The 17136-nt window shown below is 70.3% G+C and carries 17 protein-coding genes; 7 read left to right on the top strand and 10 right to left on the bottom strand.

Annotated features, from left to right (window positions below):
• Positions 1-48: 48 nt before the first annotated feature.
• Positions 49-1494 (bottom strand): deoxyribodipyrimidine photo-lyase, encoded by a 1446-nt coding sequence (locus JRZ79_RS18355; RefSeq protein WP_205252740.1) that lies wholly within the window; start codon positions 1492-1494, stop codon positions 49-51.
• Between the two features lie 40 nt (positions 1495-1534).
• Positions 1535-1990: a hotdog fold thioesterase gene (locus JRZ79_RS18360; RefSeq protein WP_205252741.1), complete on the bottom strand. Its 456-nt coding sequence runs from the start codon at positions 1988-1990 to the stop codon at positions 1535-1537.
• Positions 1991-2091: 101 nt separating this feature from the next.
• Between JRZ79_RS18360 and JRZ79_RS18365 the strand changes: the two genes are divergently transcribed.
• Both JRZ79_RS18365 and JRZ79_RS18370 read left to right on the top strand, forming a co-directional pair.
• Complete coding sequence (locus JRZ79_RS18365; RefSeq protein ID WP_010902969.1) at positions 2092-3450, top strand: sulfatase-like hydrolase/transferase; 1359 nt, start codon at positions 2092-2094, stop codon at positions 3448-3450.
• Positions 3451-3525: 75 nt separating this feature from the next.
• Positions 3526-5091, top strand: coding sequence for a long-chain fatty acid--CoA ligase (locus JRZ79_RS18370; RefSeq protein WP_205251840.1), 1566 nt, complete (start codon positions 3526-3528; stop codon positions 5089-5091).
• 15 nt (positions 5092-5106) lie between these two features.
• Here JRZ79_RS18370 and JRZ79_RS18375 read toward each other — a convergent pair whose 3' ends face one another.
• Positions 5107-5907: an N-acyl homoserine lactonase family protein gene (locus JRZ79_RS18375; RefSeq protein WP_231546365.1), complete on the bottom strand. Its 801-nt coding sequence runs from the start codon at positions 5905-5907 to the stop codon at positions 5107-5109.
• A 103-nt stretch (positions 5908-6010) separates the two neighbouring features.
• On the opposite strand from JRZ79_RS18375, the gene JRZ79_RS18380 reads away from it, so the two are divergent.
• Together JRZ79_RS18380 and JRZ79_RS18385 are read left to right on the top strand one after the other, a co-directional pair.
• Positions 6011-6778 (top strand): SDR family NAD(P)-dependent oxidoreductase, encoded by a 768-nt coding sequence (locus tag JRZ79_RS18380; protein ID WP_205252742.1) that lies wholly within the window; start codon positions 6011-6013, stop codon positions 6776-6778.
• Positions 6775-7791: a TIGR04024 family LLM class F420-dependent oxidoreductase gene (locus JRZ79_RS18385; protein WP_205252743.1), complete on the top strand. Its 1017-nt coding sequence runs from the start codon at positions 6775-6777 to the stop codon at positions 7789-7791. The genes JRZ79_RS18380 and JRZ79_RS18385 overlap by 4 nt, the downstream gene beginning before the upstream one ends.
• Before the next feature lie 16 nt (positions 7792-7807).
• On the opposite strand, the gene JRZ79_RS18390 is transcribed toward JRZ79_RS18385, so the two are convergent.
• Both JRZ79_RS18390 and JRZ79_RS18395 read right to left on the bottom strand, forming a co-directional pair.
• Positions 7808-8485, bottom strand: a complete 678-nt coding sequence (locus tag JRZ79_RS18390; protein WP_205251844.1) for a 6-hydroxymethylpterin diphosphokinase MptE-like protein — start codon at positions 8483-8485, stop codon at positions 7808-7810.
• A gap of 131 nt (positions 8486-8616) precedes the next feature.
• Positions 8617-9735, bottom strand: a complete 1119-nt coding sequence (locus JRZ79_RS18395) for a dihydropteroate synthase (protein ID WP_205252744.1) — start codon at positions 9733-9735, stop codon at positions 8617-8619.
• A gap of 90 nt (positions 9736-9825) precedes the next feature.
• Here JRZ79_RS18395 and JRZ79_RS18400 point away from each other — a divergent pair, with 90 nt between their 5' ends.
• Both JRZ79_RS18400 and JRZ79_RS18405 read left to right on the top strand, forming a co-directional pair.
• On the top strand, positions 9826-10395 hold the full coding sequence (locus tag JRZ79_RS18400) for a hypothetical protein (protein ID WP_205252745.1): 570 nt from the start codon (positions 9826-9828) through the stop codon (positions 10393-10395).
• A complete protein-coding gene (locus JRZ79_RS18405) occupies positions 10388-11113 on the top strand; it encodes a TrmJ/YjtD family RNA methyltransferase (RefSeq protein WP_012289315.1) in 726 nt (241 codons plus the stop codon). Before JRZ79_RS18400 ends, JRZ79_RS18405 begins: the two co-directional genes overlap by 8 nt.
• 3 nt (positions 11114-11116) lie before the next feature.
• Here JRZ79_RS18405 and JRZ79_RS18410 read toward each other — a convergent pair whose 3' ends face one another.
• Both JRZ79_RS18410 and JRZ79_RS18415 read right to left on the bottom strand, forming a co-directional pair.
• On the bottom strand, positions 11117-11578 hold the full coding sequence (locus tag JRZ79_RS18410; RefSeq protein ID WP_205252746.1) for a MaoC family dehydratase: 462 nt from the start codon (positions 11576-11578) through the stop codon (positions 11117-11119).
• Between the two features lie 53 nt (positions 11579-11631).
• A complete protein-coding gene (locus JRZ79_RS18415) occupies positions 11632-12573 on the bottom strand; it encodes a DMT family transporter (RefSeq protein WP_205251848.1) in 942 nt (313 codons plus the stop codon).
• A gap of 142 nt (positions 12574-12715) precedes the next feature.
• Between JRZ79_RS18415 and JRZ79_RS18420 the strand changes: the two genes are divergently transcribed.
• Complete coding sequence (locus JRZ79_RS18420) at positions 12716-13201, top strand: Lrp/AsnC family transcriptional regulator (protein WP_205251849.1); 486 nt, start codon at positions 12716-12718, stop codon at positions 13199-13201.
• A gap of 7 nt (positions 13202-13208) precedes the next feature.
• Here the strand turns inward: JRZ79_RS18420 and gatE are convergent, their stop codons facing one another.
• From gatE to JRZ79_RS18435, 3 genes are read right to left on the bottom strand one after another with little or no spacing between them, the layout of a single operon-like run.
• Positions 13209-15077 (bottom strand): Glu-tRNA(Gln) amidotransferase subunit GatE, encoded by a 1869-nt coding sequence (gene gatE / locus JRZ79_RS18425; RefSeq protein ID WP_205252747.1) that lies wholly within the window; start codon positions 15075-15077, stop codon positions 13209-13211.
• Between the two features lie 36 nt (positions 15078-15113).
• Complete coding sequence (locus JRZ79_RS18430) at positions 15114-16658, bottom strand: PH domain-containing protein (RefSeq protein WP_205252748.1); 1545 nt, start codon at positions 16656-16658, stop codon at positions 15114-15116.
• A complete protein-coding gene (locus JRZ79_RS18435; protein WP_205252749.1) occupies positions 16655-17134 on the bottom strand; it encodes a PH domain-containing protein in 480 nt (159 codons plus the stop codon). Before JRZ79_RS18435 ends, JRZ79_RS18430 begins: the two co-directional genes overlap by 4 nt.
• Positions 17135-17136: the final 2 nt, after the last annotated feature.

Raw genomic sequence — 17136 nt, forward strand, 5'->3', positions numbered from 1 at the left:
ATCAGTGATCACGCGGCGTCATGTTAAATGTTCGTGAGGATCGGGGGCTCACTCGTCGCCGCGCGCACGTTCGAACATCGCGATCGCGTCCTCACGGCGCTGGCTGTGGTCCACGATGGGGTCCGGATACTCCGGGGCGTGCCGGCGGCGCTCGGACAGCGACAGCTCGTGCCAGCTGTGGATCGCGTCCGCGGGCACGTCCCGGAGTTCGGGGACGAACTCGGTGATGTAGTCGGCGTCGGGGTCGTAGCGCTCGCCCTGGGTCATCGGGTTGAACACCCGGAAGTACGGCTGGGCGTCGGTGCCGGTGGAGGCGGCCCACTGCCAGCCGCCGTTGTCGTTGGCGGTGTCGTGGTCCGCGAGCTTCTCCCGGAACCAGTCGTAGCCCGCCCGCCAGTCCACCAGGAGGTCTTTCGTGAGGAAGGCGGCGACGATCATCCGCACGCGGTTGTGCATGTACGCTTCCGCGCGGAGCTGGCGCATGCCGGCGTCCACGATCGGGTAGCCGGTCTCGCCGTCCTTCCAGGCCTGCAGCGCCGCGGGGTCGTCCCGCCACTCGATGGGGTGCTCGTACGCTTTGAAGTTCTCCGAGACGACGTTCTGGTTGAAATACAGGACTTGTGCGTAGAACTCCCGCCACGCGAGCTGGCCGATGAACGCCGCGACGTTCTCGCGTTCGTCGTCGGTGTCGGCGTCGGATTTCGCCGCGCGTGCGGCCTCGTAGACCGTTCGGATCCCGATCGTGCCGAACTTCAGGTGCGGGGAGAGCCGCGACGTGGGTTCCTCGTGGGGGTAATCGCGGCGGTCCTCGTAGCGGTAGATGTCGCCGGACTCGCGGAAGGCATCGAGCAGTGATCGCGCCGCCGCGGTTCCGGCGTCGGGGACCGCCGCCTCCGGCTCCGCGAAGCCGAGCTCCTGGACGGACGGCAGCGGATCGGTGTCCGCGAGCGCGGTGTCGGCCGCGAGATCCGCGCGCTCTGGCTGCGGGGCCGGCGGGTTCTTCTCGCGGTCCTGCCACTTCCGCCAGAAGTACGTGTACACCGAGTACGGGTCGCCCGCGTTCGTGCGGATCTCGCCCGGCCGGTGGTGGACAGCGTCGTGGAACTGCGCGTGTGCGACGCCCGCCGCGTCGAGGGCGTCGCGCACGCCTGCGTCGCGGTCGGTGGCCAGCCCCGAGTAGTCGTGGTTCCAGACGACCCGGGTGGCGTCGAGATCGTCGGCGACCGCCGGGAGCACCGCAGCGGGGTCGCCGTGGCGGACAATGAGGTCGCTGCCGAGGTCGCGGTAGCGCTCCCGGAGGGCGGCCAGCGCGTCCAGCATGAACGCGACCCGGGGCGGGGCGGCGTGAGCCAACACCTCGTCGTCGAAGCAGAACACCGCCGCGACAGGGCCCTGGTCGTGGCCGCCGTCGACCGCTGTCACGCCCGGAGCGGCCGCTGCGAGGCCGCGGTTGTCCGTGGTGCGGAGGTCCCGTCGGTGCCAGAACAGTTGCATGCCGGGGGGTTGGGCGGCCGGCATCCTCAACGTGTGGGTGTCAGTCGTCGCGGAACACGCGGAACGACCCGCGTCCCACGGCCACTTCGGTGGGCTCGGCGTCCGCCGTGTCGGCGGGCGTGACGACCGAGATCTCCGCCACGCCGACGGTTGAGCCGACGCGCACGACCGACGCATCGGCGATCAGGTCGCCGCGGGCCGGCCGGAGATAGGACACGTTCAGATCGATGGTGGCGACGTTCGCGGCGACAGGGTTCGGGAGCGCGCTGCGCACCGCCAGCCCGCCGGCGGTGTCGATCAGCGTCGCCGCGATCCCGCCGTGGACGTCTCCCTCGCCGGGGCCGTGGTTCGTGAGCTTCTCGTGGTAGGGGATGCGGAGGCGCATCTCGCCGTCGCTGGCGTCCTCGACGGACACCCCGAGAAACGACAGCAGCCCGTGGTCGTCGACGTAGGACTGGATGAGCGCGGCCGCGTCGTCGGCGTCGAACCCGGTCATGGCTGCGACTGGAACCCCGGTGTCTATAAGCCCACCGAGCCGCCACGCCGATCTTATCAGTGAACGTATGAGAACTGCTAAAGTGTGTGCGATCACACGACATGGTAGTGACTTCAGCCGCCGGGACCGTGTTGGTGACCGTCGACTCGCTGCGAGCGGACGCGCGATCCCGGGTCGAGACGCCGACCCTGGACGCGCTCGCGGACTCGGGCACGGTCTTCGAGCGCGCGTACGCCCACGGGAACTGGACGCCGTTCTCGTTCCCGAGCGTGCTCGGGGACAGCCACGTGTTCGCTGCCGACGGCGCGATCGGCGTCGGTGACACCACGCTGGCCGGCCGTCTCGCCGACGCCGGCGTCCGGACTGCCGGCGTCAACGCCGCCAACGGGTTCCTCACCGAACACTGGGGGTACGACCGCGGCTTCGACACCTACGACGCGTTCACGGACACGAACTCGCGGCTCGGGCGCACGCTCGCCGCACACCCCACCGTCCAGGGGTGGCTGCAGGTCGGGGCGTCGCCGTTCCGGCGGCGCAGCGACGGCCGCGAGCGCGTCGACGCCACGCGCATGCTCGACATCGAGGACCGCGCCGTCGAGTTCCTGTCGGCGGCCAGCGAGCCGTTTTTCCTCTGGCTGCATTACATGGACACCCACACGCCGTACGTCCCCGCGCCGCGCCACCTGCGTGCGACGACGGACCGCCGGGGCGCAATGTTGGGCATGCTGTCGGCGCACCTCCGCGTCGGCCTCGGGCTGACGGTGAGCTCGGCCACGGCCGGCGAGCTGCACACCCTCTACGACGCGACCGTGCGCCAGGTCGACACCAGCATCGGGCGCGTGCTGGCGGCGCTCGGCGACCGCCGCGAGGACACCATGGTGGTGGTGGCTGGGGACCACGGCGAGGAGTTCCTCGAACACGGCCACCTCGCGCATTATCCGAAGCTCTACGACGAGCTGGTGCACGTGCCGTTGCTCGTTGACCATCCGGCCGGCGCGGGCGGGCGGGTGTCGACGGCGGTCGGCCTCTCCGACGTGCCCGCGACCGTGCTCGACGTGATGGGCGGCTCGACACGGGGGTTCACCGGTGAGAGCCTCGCCCCCGAGATCCGCGCCGGGACGGAGCCGACCCGCGGCCCGATCACGTCGGTCGCAGTACGCGGGGCGTCGGTGACACAACAACCGATCCCGCGCCACCTCGGTGCCGGCCGCCCGCTCGTCAGCGCGCGCGACGGCCGCTGGACGTACATCCGCGACCCCGAGCGCGACACCCACGAGCTGTACGACCGTGCCAGCGATCCGGGCGAGCAGACGGACGTGTCCGGCACCGCGGATCCACCGCTGGACGCCCTGCACGCAGCGACACGCCAGCGGCTGGACGCGATCCGAACCGACGGCGACGCCGCGGCCGCCACGCCGGACGACGTCGAGCGCCGACTCTCCGCGCTCGGGTACCGCTGACCAGACACCAATACCGGCAGCGGGCGTCCATTTGGAAACGTATTTGCCATGGTCTATCGTGATGGTGAACAACCGATGTCGAATCTCGTTACCAACGTCCAAACCTCGGCGACCGAGCTTCCGGACCACCCCGCAGTCGTGTACGACGACCACACCCACACCTACAGCGACCTCTGGGAGCGAACCGGACAGTTCGCGGCCGCGCTCCGCGACCACGGCGTGACCCCGGACGACCGGGTCGCGCTGTACCTCCCGAACCTCCCACAGTACGTGACGGCGTTCCACGGCGCGCTCCGCGCCGGCTGCGTCGTGGTGCCGATGAACCCACAGTACAAGACCCGCGAAATCGAGTACTTGCTGTCCGATTCCGGGGCGTCAGTGGTGGTGGCGCTGGCCGACGGTGCGTCCACCGTCGAGGACGTGCGCGCGGAGACCGCCGTCGACACCGTGGTCACGGTCGGCGGCGACGCCGACGTTGGCACGCCGTTCGAGGCCTTCCTCGACGCCGGCAGCGACGACACGGTTGCGCCCCGCGACGACGACGACCTCGCCGTGCAGCCGTACACCTCCGGCACCACCGGCCAGCCCAAAGGCGTCCAGCTCACACACCACAACCTCGCGTCGAACGCCGAGCAGTCCATGGACATCGTGCCCGACGGCCTCCAGCCCGCGGACCGCAAGATCGGCGTGTTGCCGCTGTTCCACATCTACGGCATGACCGTCGGCATGAACGCCGCGCTGTTCGCCGGCGCGACGTTCTACCCGATGCCCAGGTGGGACACCGAGGACGCGATGTCGCTGGTCGCCGACGCCGAACTCACCCTCTTCGACGGCGTCCCCACGATGTACAACGACATCATCACACACCCCAACGCCGAGGAGTTCGACCTGTCGTCGGTCCGGCGCTGCACCGTCGGCGGCTCCGGCATCCCCACCGAGGTGTTGCGGAAGTTCGAGGAGCTGTACACCGCAAAGATCGACGAGGGGTACGGGCTCACGGAGACCAGCCCCGTGACACACTTCAACAGCCCCAACTGGGGGCGTCGCGTGGGCTCGATCGGGAAGCCGCTGGCGGGGATCGACGCCCGCATCGTCACCGACGACTTCGAATCGGTGCCACCCGTCGACGAGGGCCCCGTCGACGAGTCCGACCACGACATGGACGACATCACGGGCGAGCTGGTGGTGTCGGGGCCGAACGTGATGGCGGGCTATCTCGGTCTCCCGGAGGCCAACCGCAAGGCGTTCACCGAGGCCGACGGGAAGCGCTGGTTCCACACGGGCGATCTGGGCTACCACGACGCGGACGGCTACTTCTACATCGTCGACCGCAAGACGCACATGATCAACACCGCGGGGTACAACGTCTACCCCCGTGAGGTCGAGGAGTTGCTGTTCGAGCACGACGCCATCGCGGACGCCGCCGTGGTCGGCGTGCCCGACGAGCGCCGCGGCGAAACGGTCAAAGCGTACGTGGTGCGGGCACCCGACACGGACGTGTCCGCCGACGAGATCCGGGAGTTCTGTCTGACGAACCTCGCCGAGTACAAACACCCGCGCACGGTCGAGTTCGTCGAGCAGCTGCCCCGCACCACCACGGGGAAGATCAAGAAACACGAACTCGTCCCCGACGAGGACTGACCCGGCGCGACCCGCTCAGAAGCGGGCCGCGAGTCGGGCGGCGTCGCGGGTGTCGTGCCCGCAGAAGACGTCCGCGGTCGTGCGCCGGGCGAGATCGCGGACGCGACGGCGGCTCTCCCGCCAGTCGGCAAGCGAGGACAGCAGACTGGTGGCCATCGGGACGCCGTCCTCGTAGTTCTCGCGCTGGTAGGCCTCGTCGCCCGCGACGATCGCGGGCGCAGCGCCGTCCTCGGGTTCCAGGTACAGCCCCAGGAGGCCGGGCGTGTGGCCGGGCAGATGCAACAGATCGAGCCCGGGGTAGAGCTGGCGGCGGCCGCGGTCGACGGCGACCACGCGCCAGTTCAGCGCACGGTCGAAGTCCGGACTGTGGTACGCGATCGACCCGGTGTCCGTCGTCGCGCTGCGGTAGGCGTAGCCGAGCTCGCGCTCGTGGACGTAGATCGGCGTGTCCGTGCCCGCGAAATGCCGAAGGCCGCCGGCGTGGTCGAGATGGAGGTGACTCGCCACGACGGCGTCGATGTCGCTGATGGCGGTGTCGGCGTCAGCGAGCGCGGCCGGCAGCGTGTGCTCGTCGGCGTCCTCGTGGTGGAACGCCTCGAAGAGGGGTGTCGGCCAGTAGCCGTCGCCGGCGTCGGGGTGGCTGCCCGTGTCCCAGAGCACGGTCCCCTTCGGGTGGTCGATGAGGAGGTTGTACACCGGACACTCGACGAGCGCGTGCTCGGGGTCGGGGTCGGCGACGGTCGCCATCGTCGAGGAGTCGATCATGTACGCCCTGTCCGCGGTGATGGTGCCGCGGTCGAGGTAGTGAACGTCCACACCGGGTGGTGACGCGGCGGTCCCAAAGTTCGGTCGGGGGAACCGCCCGGTAGTTGTTAGACGTTGACATAGATTTATCCGGGGCGGCGGGGAAGCCACGACCATGACAGACAGACCTGTGGTGTCCGGGACGGCGATCGTCACCGGCGCTTCCAGCGGGATCGGCCGGGCGACCGCCGAGCGACTGGCGGCCGACGGCGCACGCGTCGTGCTCTGCTCGCGCGACCACGCGGACGTCGACGCGGTTGCCGACGCCATCCGAACGGACGGCGGCACCGCCCTCCCCGTCGAGTGCGACGTCACCGACCGCGACGCCGTCGACGCGCTCGTCGAAGCCACCGTCGACGAGTTCGGCGGCCTGGACGTGCTCGTGAACAACGCCGGCGCGAGCTTCGTCGCGCCGTTCGACGACATCTCGCGGAACGGCTGGGACCGCATCATCGACGTGAACCTCGGCGGCACCTACAACTGCACGCAGGCCGCCGCCGAACAGCTGAAACGCGACGGCGGCGGGGCCGTGGTGAACGTCGCCAGCGTCGCCGGCCAGGAGGGGTCGCCGCACATGAGCCACTACGCTGCCGCGAAGGCCGGCATCATCACGCTCACGCGGACGCTGGCCGCCGAGTGGGCACCCGCGGGTGTACGCGTGAACTGCATCGCCCCCGGGTTCGTCGCGACCCCCGGACTGGACGCACAGATGGGCGTCAGTGCGGCCGACATCGACCGACGGGAGGTCGCCCGGCGCATCGGCACCAGCGCCGAGATCGCCGACGCGATCCGGTTTCTCGCCAGCCCCGCGGCGTCGTTCGTGGTCGGTGAGACGCTCACCGCCGCCGGCGTCCCGCAGGGCGAGGAGGTGCCGTCGCCGTGACCCGCCGCACCGTCCACCTCCCGGTCGCCGCCCAGGACAGTCTCGCGGACATCACCGACATCGCCGAACGCGCCGAAACCCTCGGCTACGACCGCGTGTGGTTCCCCGAAACCTGGGGTCGGGACGCCGCAACGACGCTGACCGCGATCGCCGACCGCACCACCGACATCGGCATCGGCACCAGCATCATCAACACCTACTCCCGGAGTCCCGCGCTCGTCGGACAGACCGCCGCCACGCTCCAGGAGCACTCCGGGGGCCGGTTCCGGCTCGGAATGGGGCCCAGCGGCCCCGCGGTCATCCAGGGGTGGCACGGCCAGTCGTTCGAGCGCCCGCTGCGCCGCACCCGCGAGTACATCGATGTCGTGCGCGCCGTCCTCACCGGCGACCCGGTCGACTACGACGGCGACCTGGTCCAAACCCAGGGGTTCCGACTGCGCCAGGACGCCCCCGACCCCGCGCCCGCCATCGACGTGACCGGCATGGGTCCGAAAGCCGTCGAGCTCGCCGGCCGGTTCGCCGACGGCTGGCACGCGTTGCTGTTCACCGCGGACGGCATCCGGGAGCGCCTGGCCGACCTCCGGCGCGGCATGGATCTCGGTGACCGCGACGCCGACGCCGTCCAGACCACGCTCGTGGTGCCGTGCTGTGCGCAGCCCGACGCCGCCGCCGCCCGGGACCTGACCCGCCAACACCTCGCGTTCTACGTCGGCGGCATGGGCGAGTTCTACCGGGACAGCCTCGCCAGGCAGGGCTACGAGGCTCCCGCCACCGATGTCTACGACGCCTGGCAGGACGGCGACCACGAGCGAGCGGTCGGCCTCGTCACCGACGACCTCTTGGACGCGTTCGCAGCGGCGGGCACGCAGGCCGACGTGCGGGACCGATTGGCGGCGTTCGCGGAGATCGACGGCGTCGACGCGGTCGCGGTGTCGTTCCCGCGGGCCGCCGACAACGCCGTGATCGACGACACACTGGCGGCCGTCGCGCCCGCCCCGGCGCACACGCCCTAACGCACTGCGTCGGCCGCTACGTCACGGCGTCGATCGCCGCGCGTCGCCCGTCGAGCACCCCAAACGCCTCCCCACGGCGGGTTTCCAGCCACCGCAGGAGCCGCGCCGCCCACGCCAGCTTCCGGCGCTTCTCCTCGGTCACCGTGGGGTCGTCGAACGCCCACCCCGGGAACCGGAGGGCGGCCGCGCCACAGTGGTCAGCGAGAAACGCCGCGCGGTCGCCGTCGGTGAACCCGCCGTGGTCCACCACTGGCCCCGTGGGCGCGGCCTGTGTCGTCGCCAGCACGTGAGTGGTGTCGTAGGTCGGGACGTGCTCGCGGATCGCGGCGATGTTGTCGCCGTGCGCGTGCACGGCCACCGGCGTCCCCTGCGCCGTCAGTCGGCGCGCGGTCTCGGGGTTCTTGTCCAGATCCGTGACCATGAGATCGACCTCGATGCCGGCGTCGGCCAGCACGTCCACGGCCGTTGAGGCCGCGAACACGCGGTCCGCGGCGGCGGCCACCTCGCGTTCGTCGGCCAGCGTCGGTGCGCCGCCCGCGATCGCCACCGTCTGGCCCGTGCAGTCCAAGCGCGCCATGTCGAAGGGCTCGGCGTGCGCCGCCAGCACGTCGCGTGCGCGCCTGTCGGCGGCCTGCTCGTAGCCGAACGCAGCACACACGTCGTCGTACACCGGCTGCCAGTCGTCGTACTCCATGCGCGCCGCTACAAGCCCTGAAATAATGAGGATTCCGTGGTCCGAGCCGGGATCCCCCGCAGCGTACCCCTACCCAGCGGGCGTCCGGCTTCCATGCTGGCGTTTTTTCGCCGCCGGTATAAGTTTTCTCGTTACTCCCCGGCCGTCCGGAATATCTCCGCCAGGGTTGCAAGCACGCTGTCGCCGTCCGTGGCGGCCGCCAGCCCCGCGCCAGCCTCACGGAGCGCCCCCGCTGTGCCGGCGACGAGCGTCGGGTCCGTGCCGGAGACCGCGACCCCAGTCGCCGCCAGCGCGTCCCGGTCGTCGGCCGACAGCCCCGTGACCTCGTAGGCGCGCGCGACGGCGTCGGCTGCCCCATCAGCGCCGAGCCGGTCGGCGTGGCGCATCGCCGCCGGGAGCGTCGTCACGTCCAACTGCTCGATGTGGCTGGTGTGCGTGCGGTCGGGCGTGAACTCGTGGCCGATGAGCGCCGCGTCACGCGTCTCGGCGACGTCGTGGGTCCGAACCACGTGTGCGCCGCGCTCGACGGCCATCGCGGTCGCCGCCAGCGACACCGGCAGCGCCCCCGCAGTGTCCCGGCCGGCGATCTCCCGCAGGAAGTTCTTGCGGTTGATCGAAACCAACATCGGGTAGCCGTACCCGCGGAACTCCCGCAGCCGGTCGAACGTCTCGCGGTCGTCGGCCAGCGTCTTCTCCGTGCTCCACCCGCCGAACGCCGGATCAACGATGGTCTTGTCGGTGAACCCGTGCAGCGACAGCGCGTCGTAGATGTCGTCGACGGACTCGATGGCCCCCGGGCGTTCGAGGTCCGGCGGGCTCGCCATCTTCGCGACCGCGACGTCGTGGGCCTCACAGACCGCCGGCATCTCGGGGTCCGCGAACCCACAGATGTCGTTGACCATGTCGAAGCCAGCCGCCAGCGCCTCGTCGGCGACCTCGCTGTACCGGGTTTCGATGGAGAACACCGCCTCCCCCTCGACGCGCTCGATGGTGTCGATGGCCGTCTGGAGGCGCTCGCGCTCCTGGTCGGCCGACAGCACGTCGAGGTTCTTGTTCGCGGACTCCAGGCCGACATCGACGATGTCAGCGCCCTCCCCGATCAGCTCCGAGTCGACGTACGCGGCCGCCGCCTCGGGGTCGTCGTACACGCTCGGGTCGTACGGCGACTCCTTCGATACGTTCAACACGCCCATGATCCGTGGCGGGTAGTCGTCACCGATGGGCAGCCCGGCTGCGTCGACGGTTCGCATATCCCTACTGGATGGCGGCACGCTCATAGGTCGTGTGGAATCGGCGCTGGCTTCGGGCGGCTTTTGTGGGTGCGCCGCCAACGCAGCGCCATGAGCAAAGTGAGCATCGGCCTCCGAGGGTGGCGGTTCGACGAGGATGAACTGTTCGACGGCGACGGGTTCCGGTCGCGCTCGGAGATGGACGACGACACCAGGCAGCGCCTCGAACGCCTGCCGCTGTTGCTCGACCAGCCCTGTGACGTGTGCTATCTCAGCGACGGCGACGACGACGCCACACCGGACGCCGTCTACGGGGAGCCCGGCGCGGAAGTGCTCGTGTGCAACGCCCACGAGCCGACGTTCTACTACTGGTTCCTGGAGGCGGGCGGCGACGAACACGAGGGCACGGCGGCGCTCCAGGACGCCTTCCACGAGTGGGTGGCCGCCGGCAACCGCGAGCCCGACTGGTACGGCGGCCCCGAGCACGTCGAAACCGACCCCGACGCGGTGCCCGACCCGGGGCCGGATACGTCACAGCTCGCACCCGGTGAGCCGGTGCCGGTGACCGTCGACCTCCCCGAGGACGAACAGGCCAAACTCGACCTGCTCGAAGCCGCCGACTTCGACGGCGTCAGCGACGACCTGGACATCGACGCCGACTACCCGACCAGCGATGAGTAAGCCCGCCGTCGCCATCGTGGACGCCGAAACCGCCGGGAACGTCGGCACCATCGCGCGAGCGATGAAGAACTTCGGGTTCGAGGAGTTGTTGCTGGTCGACCCGCCGTATCTCGGCCGCGACTCCGAGGCGTACGGGTTCGCCGGCCACGCCCGCGAGGACATCCTCCCCGAGGCCCGCGAGCTATCCTTCGACGCGCTGGTCTCGGAGTTCCACACGGTGGGGTTCACCGCCATCACCAACGAGGACGCCACCAGCCACACCCGCTTCCCGTTCCGCACACCGGCGGAGCTCGGGGACAGCCTCCGTGACGTCGAGGCACCGACCGCGCTCGTCTTCGGCCGGGAGCGCGTCGGCCTGACGAACGACGAACTCGCGCGCATCGACGAAGTGGGGTCGATCCCCGCGAGCGACGACTACCCCGTAATGAACCTGGGGCAGTCCGCGACGGTCGCACTGTACGAGCTCCGCGACCTCGCGATGAGCGAAACCCAGCTGCCGGACGTCGAGCGCCACCGCGCCGACGAGGCCGAGATCGAGCAGTTCTACGAGCACGCCAGCGAGTTCCTCGATGCCGTCGACTACCCCGCCGAAAAGCAGGCCAAGACGATGCGGATGCTCCGCCGGATGCTGGGCCGCACGCATCCGACCGGCCGCGAAATCAACACCGTCCACGGGCTGTTGCGCCGGGCCGAGACCCAGCTCCCCGAGGACGACTGACGGCTACGTCGGCTCGCCGGGTGTGTGGCGCGCGTACAACACGATGGGTTCCATCGTGAGCTTGGGCTCGCCGGCCTCGTTTTCGGTGGTCACGCGGGTGCGGACCGTGCCCCGATCGGGCTTGCTCTCGGAGGGCGTCTTCTCCAATACCTCGACGGTCACCGACAGCGTCTCCCCGGGGAACGTGGGGTTGGGCCACCGGAGCGCGTCGACGCCGACCGCGCCGTAGCTGGCGGTGTCCACGAAGTGGTTGTCCACGAGCAGCCGCATCGTCATCGACGCGGTGTGCCAGCCGGACGCCGCAAGCGACCCGAACAGCGACTCCTCGCGGGCGCGCTCGGGGTCGGTGTGGAACCACTGCGGGTCGTAGGCCTCGGCGAACGCCAGCACGTCGGCCTCGGTCACGTCGTAGCTGCCGAACGACTGCGACTCGCCGACGGTCACGTCCTCAAAGTAGACGGGCACGGCGGACCGTTCGCTCGGCGCGGCGGTAGTCGTTGTGTTCCCGGCAGGCGGCGTTAGAGCTCGGCGTCGTCGGTGGTGTTGCGGACGGCAGCGCCGATGTACCGGTGTTTGACCAGCGCGAACCCGGCGAAGATGACTGCGAACCCGGCGAGCGCGCGCGGCGAGACCACGTCACCGAACAGCGCCCACGCGACGACCGACGCGCCGATCGGTTCGAGGTACGAGACGAGGTTGATCTCGGTTGCGCCGGCGCGCTCGAGCAACACGAAGTACAACAGGAAGCCGCCGGCACCGCAGACCAGCGTGAGGTACGCGAGGCTGGCGAGCGCGGTCGGCGTCCAGTGAACGGCCGTGACGTTCTCGCCGCGCACTGCGGCCCCGACCCAGAGGGCCAGGGACCCGATGAGCATCGCCCAGGCCTCCATGGTCTCGACCGGCAGGCCGCCCCCGCCAGGGAGCTTCCCGGTGAGGACACCGCCGAGCGCGAAGCTCGCCGCCGCGAGGAACACCAACAGGAGGCCGCCCAGGTCGACACTGCCCGCGCTGCCGGGGTTGGCGACGATGACGACGCCCGCGAGGCCGGCCAGCAGGCCGGCCGCCTGCGTGCCGTCGATGGTCACGTTCTCGTGGAGTTTGCTCGCGAACCCTGCGGTCAGGATCGGCGCGAGGCTGATGACGATCGCGGCGATGGGGGCGGAGACGTCGTGTTCGCCGAGGTAGAGTGCGCCGTGGTAGATGCCGATGACGAACAGGCCAACCGTGGCGGCGAGCACCCACTCTCGACGGCCACGGGGTCGCCAGCGGTCCGTGGTGTGGGCGGCGTACGCGAGCACGATCAGGCCAGCGATCGAATACCGGATCGCCGCGAACGACAGCGCCGGAACGTCAGCGATACCGATCTTGATGGCGACGAACGAGGACCCCCAGATCGCCGCCAACAGCAGGAACAACACCGTGGTGGGGGTTTCCCCCATCGTCGGGCGTCTGAAACTCATTATAACTATAACTTGTGCGGAGTACTTTAGACTTTTCTTTAACAGTTGTATCTATACTAGTTGTGCATGGCACTTCCCGCGAGAGAATTGGCTCTGAGTGGAATGGCCACAGGTTTTTCACCGCGGTGCACAACCCACGCACATGGACGACCGAGACATCACGATCCTGAAGGCTATCGCGGACCTCGGCACGGGCAGCCCCGAAGCCCTCCAGGAGGAAACCGGCATCCCCGTATCCACCATCCACTATCGGCTCAACAACCTCCGCGACGACGGCGTCATCACCAACGACCTCTACGACATCGACCCCGACTCGATCGGCCTCGACGTCACTGTCGTTCTCGAGGTGCTCACGAGCTACGACGGCGGCTACGAGGACGTCGCCGACGAGATCAGCGCCGTCGAAGGCGTCACGCAGACGTTTTTCACGATGGGTGAAACCGACTTCGTCGTCGTCGCTCGGCTCCCCGGCTCCGACGACGTCGAACGCCTGATCTCGGATTTCGAAGCCCTCGACCCCGTGGACAGAACGAACTCCACGTTCGTCATCGACCGCCACAAGGACGCCCAGCGCGCCCTCGAAAGCTACAGCCTGGACAGCCTCGTCACTGCGTTGGCCGACGAGTAACGCGCCGCTAGGACCGCTGTTGGATCTCCTCGCGGAGCACCTCGCTGACGAGGTCGCCGTCCGCCTTCCCGCGCAGCGCGCCCATGCACTCCCCCATCAGCGCCGAGAACGCGCCCATGCCCTCGGCCGCGACCTGATCGCTGTTGCGCTCGACGACTCCGACGACGGCCTCCCGGACCTCGTCTTCGGCCGCGGAGCCGAGGCCTAACTCCTCGGCGAGCGCGGCCGGGTCGCTGCCGGGCTGCTCGGCCAGCGCCGCCAACAGCTCCGGCACCCCCTCCTGTGCGAGGTCGCCGTCCGCGACGAGCCCCAGCACACCCCGGAAGTGGGCGTCCGTCAGCCGCCCGACCGGCACGTCGTCGCGGCGGAGTTCGGTGACCGTCGACTCCAGGGTTTGGGCCGCCAGCGTCGCGTCGACGCCCGCCTCGACCTGCTGCTCGAACAGCTGCCAGCGCCGGCCGTACGCCACCTGCTCGGCAAGCCCGGCGTCCAGGTCGAAGTCGGCCTGGTAGCGCTCGACTTTCTCGGTCAGCAGCTCCGGCGTCTCGACGGCCGACGGGTCGGGGTCGACCGGCGGCACGTCCGTCTCCGGATACATCCGCGCCGCGCCCGGCAGCGGCCGCAGGTACTTCGAGGTGCCGTCGTCGTTCGCGCCCCGGGTTTCCTCCGGGACGCCCGCCATCGCGGTCTCCGCGCGCTCCGCGACCGCCTGTATCGACTGGGCGGCGGTCTCGGGGTCGTCGGCCACGATGGCGACCGCGTCGTCCTCGCCCGCGTCGACCGCGTCCCGGAGCGCCGCCACCTCGGCCGCGGTGACGCCGTACGCCGGCAGCTCGTCGGTGTGGAAGATGCCGCCCGCGCCGTGGCGCGTGGCGTGGTCGGAGAACTCCGTCCCCAGCCGGCGGTCGGCCTGCAGCTCGCGACCAACCAGCCCGTCGAAGCCGTGCAGCGGGACGGCGTGGACCTCACCACCGTCGTCCAACGCCCCCCAGATGACGCCCGACTCGGTGTCCGCGAACACGTCGGTCACGTCCCGGGGCTTGCCCACGGCGGCGTCGCGGGCGTCCAACTCGTCGACGATGTCCAGCAACTCGACCTGCCGCCGGACCTCCTCGCGCACGAGGTCGTCGATGTCGTCGAGGCTCTGCACGCCTTTCATCTCCACGCGCGCGCCGTCAGCGATCGAGACGTTGACGTCCTGGCGGATCGTCCCCAGTCCGCGCTTGACCTTCCCGGTCGACCGCAACAGCATGCCGATGCGCTCGGCGGCCTCCCGGGCCTGGGCGGGCGAGGAAATGTCGGGCTTCGTCCCGATCTCGACCAGCGGGATGCCCAGGCGATCCAGCGAGTACAGCACGCCGTCCTCGCGGTCTTCGATGCGCTGTGCGGACTCCTCTTCGAGCATCAGGTCCTCGATGCCGACCGGTCCCTCACTGGTGTCGATCGCGCCGCCCTCGGCGACCATCGTCGACCGCTGGAACCCACCGGTGTTCGACCCGTCGATGACGACTTTCCGCATCACGTGCGCCCGGTCGACGGCGTCCATGCCCAACAGGTGGCCGATCTCCAGGGCCGCAGCCAGGGCGTCCTCGTCGAGTCGGTGGGGTGGCTCGTCGTCCTCCTCGACCAGACACGTGGTGTCGTACGCGAGATACTCGAACTCCCGCTCGACCCGGCTCTCCTCCAGGGCGGCCTCGTCGATCTCCCCCAGCTCCGAGCGCGTCGGATGCAGATACCGGGTGAACGTCCGGTCGGCTTCCGCGGGCTCCCGGCGGGTCGTCGGGCACGCACAGAACAGTTTGGTTGCCGTGTCCAGTTGCTGGTGGATCTCCAGCCCGGCAACCAACCCCAGCTCGTCGTAGTCGAACTCGGTCATTATCGATGCGTGGCACCGCGAAGGCAATAAAACCGTTCAGTCCGCGGCCGACCCGGCCGCCGCGGTGTCGTCCCCGCGAACGCCCACGGACAGCAGCGTGCAGTCGACCACGTCGTCGGCCAGCGCGTCGGCGTCACCACCGTCACGGTCGATGGCAACCGCGCCCCCGCCGGAGAGCGACCGCGACCCCGCCGTGTCGATGACGACGCTGGTCAGCGCCCAGCGCCGCTGGAACACCGTCTGCTTGCGGAGCACCGTCTGCACGCGGTGGGCCGGGACGACCGTGGTCTTGCGCCGCCACCATCCCGCCTGCGTGACGACGTGGTCGCTGTCGCTGTACACGCCCCGGGTCGCGCGCGCCCGCCGGGCCGCCGGCACCGCGAGCGGCACCAGCACGGCCAGCGCGTACCACGGGAACGACACGACGAGCCGGCTCACGAGCGCGCCCGCCGCCACCACGCCCAGCCCCGCGAGCGCGTACCGCCGGACGTAGCGGTCCTGAGCGCGCTCGGGCGGCCGCGAGAGGTCGATGTCCGCGACCGGTTCGATCTCCCGGGCGAGCTCGAACACCGCCGCCCGCGGCGCGATCGGCACCGCCGCCTCCGACCCGCCGCTTGGCGACTGCCCCGGCGCGTACCCCGCCGTCTCGACCGCCAGCGACGCGAACCCGTACCGCCGCATCAACACGCTGTCCTCGACGGACACCGTCTGGAGCTTCGACAGCGGGATGGTGCCGTCGCGGCGCTCGAACAGCCCGCGCTCGTAGCGCAGATCGCCGCCCACCCGGCGCAACCGGAACCCGTAGAACTGCACGACGCGCACCGCCGCCGACACCAGCCACACCCCGAGCGCGAGCGCGACCGCTCCGGCGACCAGCACCACCATCCCGACATCCGGCACCGCCATGCGTCCGCCGAGGCTCGGCGCGGCGACCGTCGCGACCGCGATGATGCCCGAGAACAGCCGCGGGTTGAACGACAACAGCCCGTACAACAGCAGGTCGCGATTCGACAGCGCGAACAGCAACTCCCCGCGCTCGCCGACGGGCGTCGGCTCACGCGCGCGATCCGCCGCCGACCGCGACTCGCTGTCGGTGTCACCCGCGTCCGGAGTGGCTGCTGTGGCGGCGTCGGCCGCGTCGCCCGGTGTGGTGCGGCGCGTTCGCACGTCGGCTTGCAGGTCCGCAGCCGCCTCCCGGCTGACGAACCGCAGCGACGCCTCCGTGCTGCCGCCGCCGGCGGTCTCCACGTCCACCACCGCCAGCCCGAGCAGCCGCGCGACCAGCGACCGCGTCACGTCGACGTTCTGGACGCGGCGCAGCGGGATTTCGCGCTCGCGCCGGGAGAACACGCCCGACGCGATGTCCAGGCTGTCCTCGGTGAGCTCGTAGTCGAACCGCCTGTAGTACGCGATCTCGTAGGCGACCACCGCAACCACGGCCACCATGACCCCCAGCACCGCCACGCCGGTGAGCGCGGCGTTCCCGCCCGAGAGCGCCGCGCCGCCGATCAGAAACGCCCACCCGAACCCCAGCGCCCGGGACAGCGCCCGCACCGGCACCGACAGCGGATGCAGCTTCATACGGCGTCACCCTCGCCGCTCTCGGGCTCGCTCTCGATCGCGAGCGCGCGCAACGTCTCCTGGGCGTCGGCCGCCCGCTCGCGGGACAGCCCCGGGATCGTGACGTCAGCCCCCCGGGAGCCGGCGGTGTAGACGACGACCCGCCCCAGCCCGAGCACGCGCTCCAGTGGCCCCCGCCGCGAATCGACGTGTTGCACGCGAACGTACGGCACGGTGGTTCGAACCCGCACCAGCACGCCGTGCTCGATGTACAGCGTGTCCTCGCGCACGTCGAACCGCCAGATCCGGTACCGCAACAGCGCGTGTGTCGCCCCCAAGAGGGCCACCACGCCGAACACCGCCACCGCTGCGGCGGCCGACGACACGCCCACGTCCAGAACGCCGCTGCCGATGCCCGCGGCTCCGGCGAGCACCACGGCAAACACCAGAACACGCCACAGCCAGACGACGACAACGCGCGCGTCGAGTCGCTCCATAC

Origin of the sequence: Halobacterium sp. BOL4-2, from assembly GCF_016917835.2 — an archaeon.
Taxonomy (GTDB): Archaea; Halobacteriota; Halobacteria; order Halobacteriales; family Halobacteriaceae; genus Halobacterium; species Halobacterium salinarum.

Coding starts and splice junctions, on each gene's coding strand:
- JRZ79_RS18415 (WP_205251848.1), bottom strand. CDS start 12,573: ATGAGTTTCAGACGCCCGACGATGGGGGAAACCCCCACCACGGTGTTG.
- JRZ79_RS18355 (WP_205252740.1), bottom strand. CDS start 1,494: ATGCAACTGTTCTGGCACCGACGGGACCTCCGCACCACGGACAACCGC.
- JRZ79_RS18435 (WP_205252749.1), bottom strand. CDS start 17,134: ATGGAGCGACTCGACGCGCGCGTTGTCGTCGTCTGGCTGTGGCGTGTT.
- JRZ79_RS18390 (WP_205251844.1), bottom strand. CDS start 8,485: ATGGAGTACGACGACTGGCAGCCGGTGTACGACGACGTGTGTGCTGCG.
- JRZ79_RS18370 (WP_205251840.1), top strand. CDS start 3,526: ATGTCGAATCTCGTTACCAACGTCCAAACCTCGGCGACCGAGCTTCCG.
- JRZ79_RS18400 (WP_205252745.1), top strand. CDS start 9,826: ATGAGCAAAGTGAGCATCGGCCTCCGAGGGTGGCGGTTCGACGAGGAT.
- JRZ79_RS18395 (WP_205252744.1), bottom strand. CDS start 9,735: ATGCGAACCGTCGACGCAGCCGGGCTGCCCATCGGTGACGACTACCCG.
- JRZ79_RS18380 (WP_205252742.1), top strand. CDS start 6,011: ATGACAGACAGACCTGTGGTGTCCGGGACGGCGATCGTCACCGGCGCT.
- gatE (WP_205252747.1), bottom strand. CDS start 15,077: ATGACCGAGTTCGACTACGACGAGCTGGGGTTGGTTGCCGGGCTGGAG.
- JRZ79_RS18360 (WP_205252741.1), bottom strand. CDS start 1,990: ATGACCGGGTTCGACGCCGACGACGCGGCCGCGCTCATCCAGTCCTAC.
- JRZ79_RS18430 (WP_205252748.1), bottom strand. CDS start 16,658: ATGAAGCTGCATCCGCTGTCGGTGCCGGTGCGGGCGCTGTCCCGGGCG.
- JRZ79_RS18365 (WP_010902969.1), top strand. CDS start 2,092: ATGGTAGTGACTTCAGCCGCCGGGACCGTGTTGGTGACCGTCGACTCG.
- JRZ79_RS18420 (WP_205251849.1), top strand. CDS start 12,716: ATGGACGACCGAGACATCACGATCCTGAAGGCTATCGCGGACCTCGGC.
- JRZ79_RS18405 (WP_012289315.1), top strand. CDS start 10,388: ATGAGTAAGCCCGCCGTCGCCATCGTGGACGCCGAAACCGCCGGGAAC.